13 protein-coding genes are annotated in these 14,733 nt (G+C 56.8%); 2 read left to right on the forward strand and 11 right to left on the reverse strand.

Translation table 11 applies throughout. The annotated features are described in order from the left end of the window. Nucleotides 1-47 precede the first annotated feature (47 nt). The 3 genes from aroQ to aroC form a co-directional block, all read right to left on the reverse strand. Entirely contained in the window at nucleotides 48-497 is a 450-nt protein-coding gene (gene aroQ / locus QN062_RS02395; RefSeq protein ID WP_369342021.1) for a type II 3-dehydroquinate dehydratase, read from the reverse strand. 196 nt (nucleotides 498-693) lie between these two features. Further along, entirely contained in the window at nucleotides 694-2,322 is a 1,629-nt protein-coding gene (locus QN062_RS02400) for a bifunctional shikimate kinase/3-dehydroquinate synthase (protein WP_369342515.1), read from the reverse strand. Nucleotides 2,323-2,409: 87 nt separating this feature from the next. Further along, nucleotides 2,410-3,600, reverse strand: a complete 1,191-nt coding sequence (gene aroC / locus QN062_RS02405) for a chorismate synthase (RefSeq protein ID WP_369342022.1) — start codon at nucleotides 3,598-3,600, stop codon at nucleotides 2,410-2,412. Nucleotides 3,601-3,706: 106 nt separating this feature from the next. On the opposite strand from aroC, the gene QN062_RS02410 reads away from it, so the two are divergent. After that, entirely contained in the window at nucleotides 3,707-4,090 is a 384-nt protein-coding gene (locus QN062_RS02410; RefSeq protein WP_369342023.1) for a hypothetical protein, read from the forward strand. A 111-nt stretch (nucleotides 4,091-4,201) separates the two neighbouring features. Here the strand turns inward: QN062_RS02410 and mltG are convergent, their stop codons facing one another. The 6 genes from mltG to QN062_RS02440 all read right to left on the reverse strand — a co-directional run bounded on the left by mltG (nucleotide 4,202) and on the right by QN062_RS02440 (nucleotide 10,272). Further along, a complete protein-coding gene (gene mltG / locus QN062_RS02415) occupies nucleotides 4,202-5,470 on the reverse strand; it encodes an endolytic transglycosylase MltG (RefSeq protein ID WP_369342024.1) in 1,269 nt (422 codons plus the stop codon). Further along, nucleotides 5,454-5,954 carry a Holliday junction resolvase RuvX gene (ruvX, locus tag QN062_RS02420; protein ID WP_369342025.1) on the reverse strand — a complete coding sequence of 167 codons (501 nt, stop codon included), beginning with the start codon at nucleotides 5,952-5,954 and terminating at the stop codon, nucleotides 5,454-5,456. The genes mltG and ruvX overlap by 17 nt, the downstream gene beginning before the upstream one ends. A gap of 3 nt (nucleotides 5,955-5,957) precedes the next feature. Continuing rightward, nucleotides 5,958-8,648, reverse strand: coding sequence for an alanine--tRNA ligase (alaS, locus tag QN062_RS02425; protein WP_369342026.1), 2,691 nt, complete (start codon nucleotides 8,646-8,648; stop codon nucleotides 5,958-5,960). An 89-nt stretch (nucleotides 8,649-8,737) separates the two neighbouring features. Further along, nucleotides 8,738-8,977, reverse strand: coding sequence for a hypothetical protein (locus QN062_RS02430; RefSeq protein ID WP_369342027.1), 240 nt, complete (start codon nucleotides 8,975-8,977; stop codon nucleotides 8,738-8,740). Nucleotides 8,978-8,980: 3 nt separating this feature from the next. Further along, nucleotides 8,981-9,430 (reverse strand): DUF948 domain-containing protein, encoded by a 450-nt coding sequence (locus QN062_RS02435; RefSeq protein ID WP_369342028.1) that lies wholly within the window; start codon nucleotides 9,428-9,430, stop codon nucleotides 8,981-8,983. Nucleotides 9,431-9,600: 170 nt separating this feature from the next. After that, complete coding sequence (locus tag QN062_RS02440) at nucleotides 9,601-10,272, reverse strand: histidine phosphatase family protein (protein ID WP_369342029.1); 672 nt, start codon at nucleotides 10,270-10,272, stop codon at nucleotides 9,601-9,603. Between the two features lie 92 nt (nucleotides 10,273-10,364). Here QN062_RS02440 and QN062_RS02445 point away from each other — a divergent pair, with 92 nt between their 5' ends. Beyond that, nucleotides 10,365-10,730, forward strand: coding sequence for a phage holin family protein (locus QN062_RS02445; RefSeq protein WP_369342030.1), 366 nt, complete (start codon nucleotides 10,365-10,367; stop codon nucleotides 10,728-10,730). A 212-nt stretch (nucleotides 10,731-10,942) separates the two neighbouring features. Here QN062_RS02445 and rpsD read toward each other — a convergent pair whose 3' ends face one another. After that, entirely contained in the window at nucleotides 10,943-11,569 is a 627-nt protein-coding gene (gene rpsD / locus QN062_RS02450; protein ID WP_369342031.1) for a 30S ribosomal protein S4, read from the reverse strand. 242 nt (nucleotides 11,570-11,811) lie between these two features. Further along, on the reverse strand, nucleotides 11,812-14,454 hold the full coding sequence (locus QN062_RS02455; protein ID WP_369342032.1) for an ATP-dependent helicase: 2,643 nt from the start codon (nucleotides 14,452-14,454) through the stop codon (nucleotides 11,812-11,814). Nucleotides 14,455-14,733: the final 279 nt, after the last annotated feature.

The raw sequence follows: 14,733 nt of genomic DNA on the forward strand, positions 1-14,733 counted from the left end.
AAACAGACGGTTATACTTCGCAATTGCCGCAAAACTCGGATTCTCGATTATTTTTGGAGTGCGCCGATGGCTTCAAGCGCAAGTTTGTACCCTAAAAAGCCCAGACCTGTGATGGTAGAAGTGGCTACCGGCGAAATGACGGAGTGCCTTCGGAAGGCTTCGCGCGAAGCGGGGTTGGAGATATGCACTTCAATGAGCGGGAGATCCGCAGCGTGAAGCTGGGCCGCCGCATCGGCCAGACCATAGCTGTAGTGGGTGAATGCAGCGGGATTGAGCACCACGGGATTGTGGTTGTCAACAGCTTCGTGAATCCAATGGATCATCTCGGCCTCGTCATCGCTCTGACGCACTTCAACCTCGAAACCAAGTTCGCTCGCCCATCGACTGCATTGCTCCGTAAGCTGATGAAGATTCTGATGTCCATATACGTCAGGTTCACGAACACCCAGGCGTCCAAGATTCGGCCCGTTCAAAACAAGAACTTTCATTGCTGCCATGTCATTCCAATCATTTCAATTGCCCGAAGCCGATCGGGATGCAACGAAAGCCCATGCCACTCCAATCGCATCGTTACTCCCAGCAGATCATCACTCCCAGCACATCACCAAACTGAACAATCATTTCAAGACCGAACAATCACTTCGAAACTGAACAATCACTTCGAAACTGAACAATCACTTCGAAACGTTTCCGTCAATTATTGCGAATTCTATCAAATGCCTCGCGTACCGCCGATTCAGGCGGATTGTCCAGATGAATCGGGTGACCAATCCTATCCAGAACGATAAACCGCAGAGTATTGCCACGGGCCTTCTTGTCCTTATGCATGAGAGCCAGCACCGAAGCGAAGTCTCCCCCGTTCCAACTGGTCTTAAGCCCCACGGAAGAAAGGATGGAGCGGTGGAATTCAACGGTTTCATCGTCAATGTATCCAAGAATGTTCGCAAGCTCTGCCGCAAAGACCATGCCAACGGCGACCGCCTGACCATGACGCCAACGGAAATGCTCGATCTGTTCGATCGCATGACCCAGCGTATGCCCATAGTTGAGGAATTCGCGCATGCCCGATTCCTTCAAATCGGCGGATACATGCTTTGATTTCACACTCACCGTACGCTCGATGAGCTCGGCGATGACATCGTGCATTTCAGGAGAGATATGGGCACAGTCGATATCATGCAGCGCCTGAGAATTCTCCTGAACGATGTCAAGAATGCGGGTATCCATGATGAATCCAGATTTGACGACCTCGCCCAGGCCTTCGATGAAGATATCGTTGGGAAGCGTGGAAAGAAAGCGTGTATCAGCCAGGACTCCCTGTGGAGTGTAGAAGCTCCCTACAAGATTCTTCCCTTCGGGAATGTTGACTCCGGTCTTGCCACCAGTCGAGGCATCCACCATGGCAAGCAGCGACGTCGGACAATTCACATAGGCAATGCCACGCATCCAAGTCGCAGCGATGAAGCCCGCCACATCCGTGGCCGCTCCGCCTCCAAGACCGACTACAGCGTCCGAACGGGTAAATCCTTCGTCTGCAAGACGCTTCCAAATGCCACTGGCAACCTGAACCGTCTTGCCTGCCTCTGCATCGGGAATGCTGATGTCAAGGACCTCGTATCCCCATGACCTCAATTGTGCGCGTGCGGCATCACTGTGACGCTGGACCGGCATGGTATGGATAAGCGCAACCCGAACCGGGCTGCTGCCGAGCAGCTGACGCAAATGCTCGAACACGCCGTCTCCGATGCGTACATCATAGGGATCGGCTCCAGAAACATGCACGATCCGTTCTTTCATGGCATTGATCAATTTATGTGCTCCCACTGATGGCGCGGCTCTGTGCGTACTGATCACAATGTTCGCCAACTGCTCGAAAACGGGTCTGCGCTCATCATAGAGACGCAGCCACTTGCTGCGGGCGTCTCCCTCCAGAAGCGGGCGATTCCTCGAACGAAACGCCCGTTCGATCATCTCTTCCGGATCTGCATCGAGATAGGCGATGAGCCCTCCGTTGTCTCGATATCGTTCCAGTGCCTTTCGCGTTCGCCGAAAGATCGGGGCGCCACCACCGAGCGAAAGAACCCCGTCATGGTCATGCAAGGCTTGGATGACCACGTCGCTTTCGATGTCCCTGAACGCATCCTCTCCCAGATCCTGGAAGATCGAAGGTATACTGGCACCTTCCTGACGTTCGATGGCGACGTCCGAATCGATGAAGGAGAGCTTGAGCATCGACGAAATCTCCTTGCCAATGCGAGTTTTTCCAGCTCCAGGCATACCGATGATGACGACCCTCGGTCCGTCGCCATGCCTTCTCTCCATGAGCGATTCGCTTGAATTCCTGCCGCTCTCATTGTTCATCTGTCACGCTCTCCTCCACGCATCGGCATCACCCTTGCACACTGACGATCATCGCAAGTGCTCTGGCCAGGAATCGAGATAGTTCCGGGCATTTCTCTTCGTCTCCTCAATGGAATCCCCGCCGAACTTCTCAATCACGAATCGGGCGAGAGTAAGCTTCATCATTGCCTCCGCCACGACAGCGGCCGCAGGAACAGCCGTCGTATCCGAGCGTTGATGGATTGCCGTCGCCTCTTCGCCCGTCGCCACGTCAACCGTGCGCAGAGCGCGGGGCAGCGATGAAATCGGCTTCATTGCAGCACGGACCCGGATGGGCTCGCCATTCGACATGCTTCCCTCCAGACCACCGGCGCGATTCGAAAGCCTGCTGATGTGACCTTCACGCTCGACGATCTCGTCATGCGCCTGAGAGCCGAAGCGCATGGCTTCCTGGAATCCATCGCCTATCTCGACGCCCTTGATGGCCTGGATGCTCATGAATGCGCCCGCGAGCGCAGCGTCAAGCCTTCTATCCGACTCGACATAGGTGCCAAGGCCGGCTGGCACGTTGTATGCCACCACCTCAATCACCCCACCGAGCGTGTCTCCCTGTCGATGCGCCTCGTCGATTCGCTGGACCATGCGTTCCTCTGCCTGCTTGTCGAGAGTGCGGACAGGCGATTCATCGATGCGCCCGAGATCTTCCGGCCGTGGCAGAGGAGCATGCTCGTCCACACCGACGCCGCCCATCATCACGACCTGTGACACGACTTCGATGCCGAGTGCCTGCTTCAGAAAATTACCGGCGACCGCCCCCAATGCGACGCGGGATGCCGTCTCCCTGGCGCTGGAGCGTTCGAGCACCTGCCGTGCATCGGTGAAACCGTATTTTCTCATGCCAGTAAGGTCGGCATGACCCGGCCGTGGTCTGCTCAACGGCGCATTCCGACTGGAATTTCGTATCGTCGTGCCCTCTGGCAATGGGTCTGCACTCATCACCTCGACCCATTTCGGCCATTCCGTGTTGGCTATCTCGATGGAGATCGGCGAACCCAGCGTGCTGCCATGGCGAACGCCGGTAAGCATGCGGACCTTGTCGCGTTCGAACTTCATGCGCGCACCTCGTCCGTATCCCAGACGACGACGTGCAAGCGCATCGGATATCTGCTCCGACGTGATCTGAATTCCGGCCGGAAGCCCCTCGATCATCGCGACCAATGCCTCTCCGTGGGACTCCCCTGCCGTTTGCCAACGCAACATGCCTGCTCCTTTGATGTTCTTGAAGTTCTCCGGTATATCTTACGGAATGCCCTACCTTGTGCTGCTTCCCAGTCTCATAGTAGGCCTTGCGCTGAGCGTTCACGACATGAGATCGCGCGTGGTACCGAGGTCCTGGGTCGTGTCGGGCTACGTCATCCAGCTGATGACATTGATGGCCCGTGCCTGTTTCGATGGATCATGGGGCATCGTCGTCCAGGCAGTCCTGATCTCGGTCATCTGCGCGGCCATGCAGACTCTCATGGCCTGCATACGACCCGAAGCGCTTGGATTCGGAGATGTCACCACGACCTTTCTGACAGGTCTGGCCGTCGGCACGAGAGAATTGTTTGCCACGGCTCTCTGGTGGCTGCTTATGGGAGCGCTGGGCTGTGCGTGTCTGTTGGTCGCGCATCTCAGAGGACATCGCTCGATTGCCTTTGCTCCGGTCATCTTCGCATCAGGTCTGACCGCCGTCATGTGTTCGGCATAGGGCGCGGCATCCGTTCCTCTGAGACGTATCATCCAGAAGTCCCTCTCTGAAGTCCCTCGCAACCGCATCTCGCAGGAGTTCCTCTCAGAGAGTCTCTCGCAAGCGTTCCTCTCAGCCGTTCTTCGCTTCCCAGGCCTTGTATTCCTTCACATATTCCTGGAATTGGTCAGCATCGTTGGTGAACTTGGTCTCGCCCGTGTCGAGGTTGACCGTCACGAAGTAAATCCAATTGCCTGCGTCTGGGCTCAGTGCCGCCTTGATGGCACTGTCCCCGGGGATGGAGATCGGTGTTGGTGGAAGCCCCTTGTGGATTCGGGAATTATACGCATTGGACGAGTCCTCGAGCATCTTGGTGGTCAGCTCCGATGCGGATACACCCTCGCCGTATGCAATCGTCGAATCCATGCCAAGTGGCGTGCCCTGCGCCAACCTGTTGTCGATGACTCTTGCGACCTTGCCGTAATACTGTTCCTGATTGACCTCTGCCTCGGCAATGGAGGCTATCTTCAGGATGTCCTCGCGCTTGCTGCCGGTGGGAACGCCGAGCTCATCGAGATGCTCGATGCGCTTCTGAACCAGGTTGGTGACGATTTCCTTGGCAGACCCGGCATTCTTGACATTGTAGCTGCCAGGCTGAAGCCAGCCTTCAAAGCTGCCGTCCGCCTCCGCTGGAAGAATTCCCGCACCCTTGTCCGTGATCAGAGCGGTGAAGTTCTTCAAGGAAAGACCTGACATGTTGGCGGCCTTCTTGAATATGTCGGAAGCCTTGTCTCCTGCCTTGACCTCAAGGAACCCGCCAGCCTTCGACTGATCGGTAAGGATGGTGACGACGTCGGATGCCTTCATGCGGAGCTTGAGCGTGAATGTTCCGGGATATATGGCGCTTTGCTCTCCCGTCGCGGAAATCGCCTGCGTGAAGGCGGCCTTTGACTTGATGATTCCGGCCTTCACCAACCCAGCGGCAACGCTATCGGCACTTTCGCCCTCGTCCACGGTGAAATCGACGACGACTCTGCCAGGTCCTGGATAGTCCGCCGCATATTCACGGGAGTTCTCGATCTGCGGGGCAAGGCTCCTGACCTTGATCGTCACGAATATCGCCGCCGCAGCGATGATGATCACTATCGAGATTGCAAGAATCACCGAGATGAGCCTGCGCTGCTTGACGCGACTGCGCTTGCGGCGCATGTCCTTGCGAGACTTCGGAGGTCTCGGCGGCTCGGCGATGAAGAGTGAGTTCTCAAAGGCATCGCTCTCATCGACGTGTTCGTCATTCTGGGCATTCATGGTGCCTTCGGAGCTGTCGTCACCATGCTTCGGAGTCGAGTCCCTGTCAGGGTCATCGCCATCTGAGAAGAAATCCTCAAGTCTGTGATTCACAGGTCACTCCTTGTTGATGGAGGGCAGTTTCGGCATCGATTGCAGACTGCAGTATGATCGCAGCGGACTGCTGATCAACTCTCGGCCGATGGGCGCGGCTGCTCACATTCGCTTCCAGAAGCATCGCATGCGCGGTAACCGTGGTCAGTCTTTCGTCTGCAAGGACGATCACAGGTGCCTGCGGCACGGCAAAGTCATCGTCATCAATCAATGTCTCTATTCTTGCACGGATTGCCTTGACCCATCGAGCCGCCTTGCGTGCGCTCTTCCCTGCCGTGCCGTCAAGCAACAGCGGGTATCCGACTATCACACGCACGACGTCGTTGTCCTCGATGACCTGAATGATCTGCTCAATAGCTTCAAAACTGTCATGCTGAACCTCGACATTACCTGCCGGATGCGCAAGGGTGAGCTCCGGATCGGATAATGCAAGGCCAACGCGGGCATTGCCCAGATCGACGCCTAACCAAACGGTGTTCGTCATGAATCAGGCCTTCATCGCCTCGTGTTTCAATTGCTGGAGGGCCTCGTCGATCGCGGAGACATCCTGTCCGCCACCCTGGGCGAAGTCCGGCTTGCCGCCACCGCCGCCGCCGAGCACCTTCGAGGCGCCCCGAACCAGGTCGCCCGCCTTGATGCCCAGCTCACGTGCAGCCGAGTTGGTCGCAACCACGATTATCGGACGATTGGCATCGCTCTGACCCGCAAGGGCGACCACGGTGGGTCTGTCCTCGCCAAGTCTTGCTCGAATGTCGGTAGCCGCCTTGCGCAGCGTCTCGACGGTCCCGTAATGGCCGACATTCCTGACCGCAAGCTGTACCTTCGAGTCGGACTGCTGTGCAGCGGCCACCAGCTCGGGAACTGATTCGGCGAGCTGAGCCTCGTACATCGCAGATAGCCTGCGATCGGATTCCTTCAACTTTGCAAGCAGTGCTCCAATACGATCCTGAAGCTCATCGGGGCGTGCGTTCAACCTGTCCGAAAGCTGCGAGACAAGGGCATGCTCGCGGGCATTGTATTGGTATGCCCCCTGGGCAACCAGCGCATCGACGCGTCGAACGCCGGTGCCGACCGAGGCCTCTGAGATTATCGAGACGGAGCCGATCTTGCCGACATGATCGACGTGCGTTCCACCGCAGAGTTCACGGCTCCAGCCATCCTGCCCGATGGAAACGACTCGAACGACGTCACCGTATTTCTCTCCGAAGAGATGCATCGCCCCAAGTGCTATGGCATCGTCGTACTTCATCTCGGTCGTGGTGACTGCAAGGTTGTCGCGAACGCGGTCATTGACGCGAGCCTCAACCTCTTCCATCGCATTCCGGCTCGGTGCGCTCGACCACTGGAAGTCGAATCTGAGGCGATTAGGAGCATCCTCCGAACCGCGTTGCGTCGCGCGAGGTCCAAGTTCCTCCTGCAAGGCCTTGTGAACCATATGCGTGGCGGTGTGGGAACGGGCGATGGCTCCACGCCGATCGACGTCGATGGTCGCGGTCACATCTGCCCCGATGCTCAGCGTCCCTTCCGTCAGACGGCACTGGTGGACCGTCAGGCCCTTCACAGGATGCTGGACATCGTCGACCTCGAGTACCGCACCATCGTCCGAGAGGATCTCTCCCTGATCGGCAAGCTGACCGCCGGCCTCGGCATAGAAAGGCGTGCGGTCCAGAATCACCTCCACGCTCGCAGGAGCCTTCACGGCAGGCACGCCGCCCTTGCCTTCCTCGATAAGACCGATCACTCTCGAACGGCTCGAGAAATCGGTGTATCCAAGGAACGAAATCGGTTGCGCAAGCGTCTTCTTGAAATCGTCGTATACGCTCAGGTCAACGTTATGACGCTTCTTGAGGGCATCTTCACGGGCGCGGGACTTCTGCTCGGCCATGAGCTCGCGGAACTTCGGCTCATCGACCTTGACACCCTGCTCCTCGGCCATCTCCAAGGTGAGCTCGATCGGGAATCCGTACGTATCATGGAGGGTAAACGCATCCTGACCGCTTACGATGCCACCATCGGGAGCACCTTCCGATTGTCTTGCCTTCTTCACGGCAACATCGAGGATGGAAGTCCCGTTGTCCAAGGTACGGCGGAACGCATCCTCCTCGCCGTAGGCGACTTCGGAAATCTCCTTGAAGCGCTCATTCAGCTCTGGATAGCTTGGAGCCATCGCATCCTTCGATACGGGAAGCAAGTCAGGCAGTACCTCATCCCGCACGCCCAAGGTCCGCATCGATCGGACGGAACGACGCAGCAGCCTGCGAAGCACGTACCCGCGGCCTTCGTTACTGGGGCGCACGCCATCGCTCATGATCATGAGGGCACTGCGAACATGATCCGCGACGACACGGAACCGCACATCGTCGTCTTCGCTGTCGCCATAGGTACGGCCTGAAACACGCTCTGCCGCCTCGATGACCGGATATACCTCGTCGGTCTCATAGATGTTGTTCTTGCCCTGCATCAGATAGGCAAGCCGCTCGAGGCCCGCACCGGTGTCTATGTTCTTGTGCTGAAGCTCGCCGACTATGTGCAGGTCGGTCTTGGACTTCACATTGTCGACCTCATAGTTCTCGAACACGAGGTCCCAGATTTCTATGTATCGGCTTTCATCGGCTGCAGGACCGCCTTCGATGCCGTATTCGGGTCCGCGGTCGACATATATCTCGGAGCATGGTCCGCCGGGGCCAGGGCCGCCAGTCGTCCAGAAGTTGTCTTCCATGCCCATGATCTGCATATGGGCCGGATCCATGCCCTCGTTGCGCCACAGCGAACGGGCTTCCTCATCGTCGGTATAGGTGGTCACCCACAGCGTCTCGGGGTCGAATCCGTATCCGCCCTTGTCTTGCTGCGTGGTGAGCAGCTCCCAAGCGTAATGTATCGCCTCGGCCTTGAAGTAGTCGCCAAAGGAGAAGTTTCCCAGCATCTGGAAGAAGGTGCCATGCCGTGTCGTCTTGCCGACCTCATCGATGTCAAGCGTCCGGACGCACTTCTGGTTGCTGGCCATCCGGTGGCTTGGAGGAGTCTGCTCACCCAGCAGATAGGGAATGAACGGAACCATTCCGGCTATCGTGAAGAGTGTTGTCGGGTTTGGCGATATCAGCGATGCGGAGGGCACCACCATATGACCGTGATTGGCGAAATAATCCAAATAGCGCTTCGCTATGACTGAAGTGCGCATTCTGCTGTTGACTCCTTATAGATACATGGTTAAAGCCGCCTGTGATGAGGCGGCTTTGCACTCATGAGTGTCCGCTGTCTCGCTCCTTGCTAAGCGCGGAAACGCTCTGCATACCTCGCATTCAATTCGCTCTCGCGTTGAATGCGTGCCTGCTGAAACTCTTGGAACAATCCGTTGAGAGTCCGGGCCGCGACGTTGGTTTGATCGGGCCCAAGAATGAACTCCCTGGCAGTCTTGGGTGTGTTCGCCTTGACATACGACTGCGCCTTGCTCACGGCGACGACGCCGACTGCGATACCGACGCCAATCCAGAATAATCGTTTTACCATGTCTTACTCCTCGGTGACGTGGGTTGCAGCGGCGGGTGCATCGGCATCGGCGGATGCAGTCGAGAATGTCGGCTGCTTTGCGGCTGACGAAGCGTGTCCCTTGCGAGACATGAATGATGTCGCCGTCGTCCTGATCGCATAAAAGGCCGATGCGAGCTTGATGATCGGCTTGCCGAGCATGGAAGCATACAGGTCCGTCAATGCTCCGACATTGTTGGCTGTCGTCGATGCGGCGGAGGAAATCCTGTTCACATCGGCCAAGGTGCCATTGACCTGTTTCACCGTTGTCGCCGTTTCATCGATGGTCGGCATGACATGGTCACCCGTCTGCTTCACGGTGTCAGATATCTGATCGAGCAGTCTGCCCAGCCGGATGAGCGGATATATCAAAAAACCTGCCAGAACCGCAAAAGCGATGGCAGCAATAAGACCGGCGATTTCACCAACACCCATACCCCTACCTCTTTCTCAGCTAAATCTCGTACTCGCACAAGGCTACCACCACGAATCGAAGAGCTGCCCTCGACCACTGAAATTCATGTCTGAGCAAGATGTCTGCAGCGGCGATGGTTTTCACTTGGACATCTGCCCTCCGATTCGACGCGACGTGTGCCCAAGGCCTCTCATTGATTGTATGAAACGATCGAAACAGCATCGTCGATGTCCTGCGACGTGTCAAAGTCGAGTTGCGTGACACTGCCATTCAACGGACGCTCACTCAAGTCGTATCCGTCCGGAGCGAACCGATGCATGATGCTGAGCAGGGTGTTGCCGTGTGATATCACCAGGACATGAGCATCTTCGTGCAATTGCGGATGATTCGCAATTATCGAGAATCCCTTCTCAATGCGATCCCAGTATTCCTCGTCGGATTCCGCATCATGGAACGGATCTGCCTCCTTGAGAAAGTCCTTGGTCGCCGCGAGTCCAAACCGTTCAACGATTGCGTTGTATGAGCCCGCGCCGTGAGGAGCTCCGGCCGCCCACCACGCAGCTGCCATGTCCTGCCCTTCGAAATAGCCATAGAACTGCTCACGAAAATGCATGTCCCGCACCAGTCGGGGCTGTTCCTTCTGCGCTGTGTTCTCTTCAAGAATCGTATGCGCTGTTATCTCGGCGCGAGTAGTGTCAGAGCAGAAGGCAGCTGCAAAGGCAACGTCCTTCAATGTTCGCCCCGCCTTGTGGGCATCCTCGTATCCTGACTGGGTAAGTGGCGAATTGGACCACCCCTGCAGTCGGTTATATCTGTTGAAATATGTTTGACCATGCCGCACTAGATGTAAATGAAGAATCATACGACCATTATCGCACCGCACTAACTGTTTGTTTGGTGAAGTGATGACGAACAGGCTGTTGTCACGCGGCTTCATCGTGCACAATAACAGGTATGGGACATTTCATAGGACGTTGGTTCACTCTTACCATTGCCGCTGGAGCTATGGTATGGCTTCTGCCTGGAACCGTCATCATTGGGTCGAGCAATGTGCTCGCATTACTGAGCTTCGCCTTGTTCATGGCGCTGATTAACGCCTCGATCAAGCCCATCGTGCATATTCTTGCGCTTCCACTCACGATTCTGACCCTAGGTCTTGCGGCATTGGTGATCAATGTCATCTTCATGGAGCTTGCATCGTGGCTTTCACTGTCGATCTTCCACACTGGCGTCTATATCGAAGGCTTCTGGTGGGCAGTCATCGGAGGCTTCATCATGATGGTCGTGAACGGCATCGTCAGCGCAATCATCGGTGATTGAGCATGCTCAGACGGTGCTGTCAGGACGAGATCTTGAGTTTTGCGGCATTTCTTGAGAAACAAGGCTCAAAAACGTTGATATGACGAACGGATAAAGCCAAAAATTGGCATCGATACATTCAAATTGCCGCAAAACTCGCAATCTCGAATGCAAAATGGCGTTGGCGTGGGAAGATTTCCCACGCCAACGCCATTTTTGACGGTAAACAGCAATCAGCGAGCGTAGTACTCGACGACGTACTGGATGTTGACCTGAACCGGAATCTCCTCTGGCTCTGGCTGGCGGGTCAAGGTCGCCTTGAGCGAGGCAAGATCCACATCAAGATATGGAGGAACAGCAGGAAGCACGTCGCGGTGGACGCCTTCGGCTGCAATCTGGAACGGGACCGTGGTCTGGCTCTTGGGCTTGACCTGGATGGTCTGGCCAGGACGAACGTGATAGCTGGGGCGGTCGACGATGTTGCCATCGACGAGGATGTGGCGATGAACGACATACTGACGTGCCTGAGCGGTGGTGCGGGCGATGCCTGCACGCAAGACGAGGGCATCGAGACGGCATTCGAGATCGCGCATCATGGCGTTGCCGGTCTGGCCTGCCTCATGCGTTCCCTTTTCATAGACTGCACGAAGCTGCTTCTCTGACACGCCATACTGCGCGCGCAGACGCTGCTTCTCGCGCAGACGAACCGCATAGTCCGATTCGGTGCGACGACGCGTGCGGCCGTGCTCGCCTGGAGCATACGGACGCTTTTCAAAGATGCGCTGAGCCTTTGGGGTCAGTGCGATGCCCAATGCGCGCGACAGGCGAACCTGACGGCGTGAGCGCTGTACCTTAGTCATGTTATTCCTTATTACTTCTGTCGTTATCTGAACGAAAGGAGGATTGCTCCCCCGAGTCGGCCTCTCCAATGCTTCACCGTGACATGCACGAACGGCGTTCGACGCCGCCGACCCATTGATGGGCTATGACTCCAGATAAGTCTTCGCTGATGCGAACACCGAAAGAACAGCATACACGAAAGCATGTATAACTCGCCTGCGCACCCAGCAATTCTGACAACGCCCGCATGCATTTCGGTTTCTCAGAGCTTTTCTATCGGAGCCATCCTCAGTAGCAGCCGCTTGACCCCATCGCTGCCAAAGTCGACGGTGATGATGGATTTCGGTCCCTTGTCGTGAATCTCCGTGACGGTGCCCAAGCCATATTTGTCATGCGCGATCCGATCTCCCACGGAGAAGTCAGCCACGCTCAATCCTGACTTGTTCGCCATGTCCGGAGTGGAAGCGCCGGAATGGGCTCCCATCGCCTTCGAACCGGAGGAAGCCGAAGAGGAACGTCGACGTGTGGTCACCGCCGACGAACGGCTGCCGGACCTCATTGAACTTCCCGCATGCCCATAGGCGCCATAGGAGTTGGATCCCGAGCCATACGAGGAGCCGGAGCCCGAACCGGCACTGCGGGAGGAACCTCCCCGCGAACCGTATGAGCCGTATGAGCCATACGACCCGTATGAACGGTGCGAAGAACCTGAAGCACCGGAAGCGCCGGAAGAACGTGTGGAACCGAATGCAGGAGAAAAGTCTTCGTCCTCGAAACCTCCGAACTCGTCATCGCCGCTGCCCCACGAGCCCTGCATTCTCTCCATGCTCGACTCACGGCGCTTCCAATCGATCAGCCCTTCGGGGATCTCGTCGAGAAACTGGCTCGGCAGCATGTCATTCGACTGACCCCACTGAGAACGCACCGATGCTCGGGTAAGATACAGCCTTCTTCTTGCTCGTGTTATGCCCACATATGCCAGTCGTCTCTCCTCGGCGAGCTCCGACGAATCTTCGAGACTTCGCGAGTGAGGGAAGGTTCCCTGCTCCATGCCGGTCAGGAACACGACCGGATATTCCAATCCCTTGGCGGTATGCAATGTCATCAGCGTAACCTTGCCGGAATCCTCGGATTCGGAAGGAAGCTGGTCCGAATCCGCGACCAGCGCTGTCGTTTCCAGGAACGATTGGAGCGTCGCATCAGGGGTGTTCTGCTCAAACTCGGCAGCGACGGACTGAAGCTGAGACAGATTTTCGACACGCGAGGCATCCTGTGGATCCTCCGACTGCTTCAGGGAGCTCAGCAGCCCGGACTTGTCAAGCATTTCACCGACTACCTCAGAAGGTCGGCGAGACGTTTGCGCCATCGCGCGAAGATCGGACATCAGATCGCGAAACTCCATCAGCTTCGTGTTCGTCCGCTTCGGGACGTCGGGGATTTCATCGATATGCGATATGCCTGACCAGAAGCTCGTGCCATGCTCGCCTGCGTACTCGGTTATGATGCCTTCGGCGCGCGGCCCCAGGCCTCGCTTGGGAACGTTCAGTATGCGTCGCATGTTCACATCGTCGTCCGGGTTCTCGATCGCCTGAAGGTATGCGAGCGCATCCTTGATCTCACGACGCTCATAGAATCGAGTGCCGCCCACCAGCTGATAAGGTATTCCAGCGTTGATCAGCGCCTCTTCCAAGGAACGGGACTGGGCGTTCGCCCGGTACATGATGGCGACGTCCGAGTATGAGATTCCCTCTTCTCCGGCGAGTCTGGCAATTTCGGTAGAAATCCAGGCTGCTTCCTGCTGGGCGTTGTCGGCGGCGTATCCAACGATGCTGTCGCCCTTGCCGAGAGCCGTCCAGAGTTTCTTCGGCTTGCGATCCTCATTCTTGCTGATCACAGCGTTGGCGGCATCGAGAATCGTCTGCGTGGAACGGTAGTTCTGTTCGAGCATGATGGTCTTAGCCCGTGGAAAATCCTTCTCGAAGTCACGAATGTTGCTGATGTCAGCTCCACGGAAGGCATAGATCGACTGGTCGGAGTCACCGACGACGGTCACCCATGCCGGTCCTGTCTTTCCAGCACCGATTGCGGTCGAAGCGGTTGTCTCATCGCCATCGATTCCAGCGAGCTCACGGATCAGCACATATTGTGCGTGGTTGGTGTCCTGGTACTCGTCGACGAGAATATAGCGGAATTTATGACGGTAGTAATCGGCCACCATCGGATCGTTGCGCAGAAGCTCCACGGTGCGGACGATCAAGTCGTCGAAGTCCACTGCATTCGCCATCGCCAGGCGATGCTCATACTCGGCATAGAGAACCGAGTACAGTTCCTCGACGTTGCCGAAGCGCCCTATGGAATGCGCCCGTTCGCCAGGGTGGAAGTCCGGGGCGTATTCCTTCAGCTGCGTCTGCCACCCCTGCAGGTTGTTCTTGTAGTCCGATATCCTGCTGAGCACGGCACGTGGCGTATAGCGCTTCACATCGATGTTGAACTCGGTTTCGATCATCTTCACGAGACGTTCCGAGTCTGCCGAATCATAGATGGAGAAACCCGATTTCAGGCCGATGGACTTCCCATCCCGTCTTAGAATCCTCACACAGGCGGAGTGAAATGTGGAAACCCACATGCGCTGTGCGACGGGGCCGATCAGACGCTGCAGACGTTCTCTCATCTCGGCCGCTGCCTTGTTGGTGAATGTGATGGCAAGAATCTGGCTTGGCCACGCGCCTACCTGGCTGAGTATCCACGCGATCCTGCGCGTAAGCACGCGAGTCTTTCCAGACCCCGCACCCGCTCCGATAAGCAGCGCCCCACCGGAGTACTGCACAGCCTGGGCCTGCTGAGGATTGAGATCGCCTATCAGCTCCTCTGCACGGCGTTGTATCACATCTGGGTCAGAAAACACTGCATTTCCCTTCCTGCCAAACTTTCAGCAAATCTTGTGTCTGGGCGTCGAACGTGCACGCTCGACGCCATCCGATCCGGTCTCCAACCGAGCCTCGAAAAACCAAGTTTCGAAAAACCGAGCTTCGAAGCACCAAGTTTCGAAGCGAGACCCGTCGCCTTGGACACGCCTGTGAACATGTTCGCGGCGCAACCTTCACATGGCTGCCCCAATCATGCCCCAATAATGCCCCAACCATGCGGCTGCGGCCGAGTCAAGCTCTTCACCCCAAGGAATCCG

The sequence above is a fragment of the Bifidobacterium sp. WK012_4_13 genome, from assembly GCF_041080835.1.
Classification (GTDB): Bacteria; Actinomycetota; Actinomycetes; order Actinomycetales; family Bifidobacteriaceae; genus Bombiscardovia; species Bombiscardovia fermentum.

What these genes read in the sequence shown, in the direction of transcription:
- aroQ (WP_369342021.1), bottom strand. Translation starts at nt 497, where the DNA reads ATGGCAGCAATGAAAGTTCTTGTTTTGAACGGGCCGAATCTTGGACGC.
- QN062_RS02400 (WP_369342515.1), bottom strand. Translation starts at nt 2,322, where the DNA reads ATGGAGAGAAGGCATGGCGACGGACCGAGGGTCGTCATCATCGGTATG.
- aroC (WP_369342022.1), bottom strand. Translation starts at nt 3,600, where the DNA reads ATGTTGCGTTGGCAAACGGCAGGGGAGTCCCACGGAGAGGCATTGGTC.
- QN062_RS02410 (WP_369342023.1), top strand. Translation starts at nt 3,707, where the DNA reads ATGAGATCGCGCGTGGTACCGAGGTCCTGGGTCGTGTCGGGCTACGTC.
- ruvX (WP_369342025.1), bottom strand. Translation starts at nt 5,954, where the DNA reads ATGACGAACACCGTTTGGTTAGGCGTCGATCTGGGCAATGCCCGCGTT.
- alaS (WP_369342026.1), bottom strand. Translation starts at nt 8,648, where the DNA reads ATGCGCACTTCAGTCATAGCGAAGCGCTATTTGGATTATTTCGCCAAT.
- QN062_RS02430 (WP_369342027.1), bottom strand. Translation starts at nt 8,977, where the DNA reads ATGGTAAAACGATTATTCTGGATTGGCGTCGGTATCGCAGTCGGCGTC.
- QN062_RS02435 (WP_369342028.1), bottom strand. Translation starts at nt 9,430, where the DNA reads ATGGGTGTTGGTGAAATCGCCGGTCTTATTGCTGCCATCGCTTTTGCG.
- QN062_RS02440 (WP_369342029.1), bottom strand. Translation starts at nt 10,272, where the DNA reads ATGATTCTTCATTTACATCTAGTGCGGCATGGTCAAACATATTTCAAC.
- QN062_RS02445 (WP_369342030.1), top strand. Translation starts at nt 10,365, where the DNA reads ATGGGACATTTCATAGGACGTTGGTTCACTCTTACCATTGCCGCTGGA.
- rpsD (WP_369342031.1), bottom strand. Translation starts at nt 11,569, where the DNA reads ATGACTAAGGTACAGCGCTCACGCCGTCAGGTTCGCCTGTCGCGCGCA.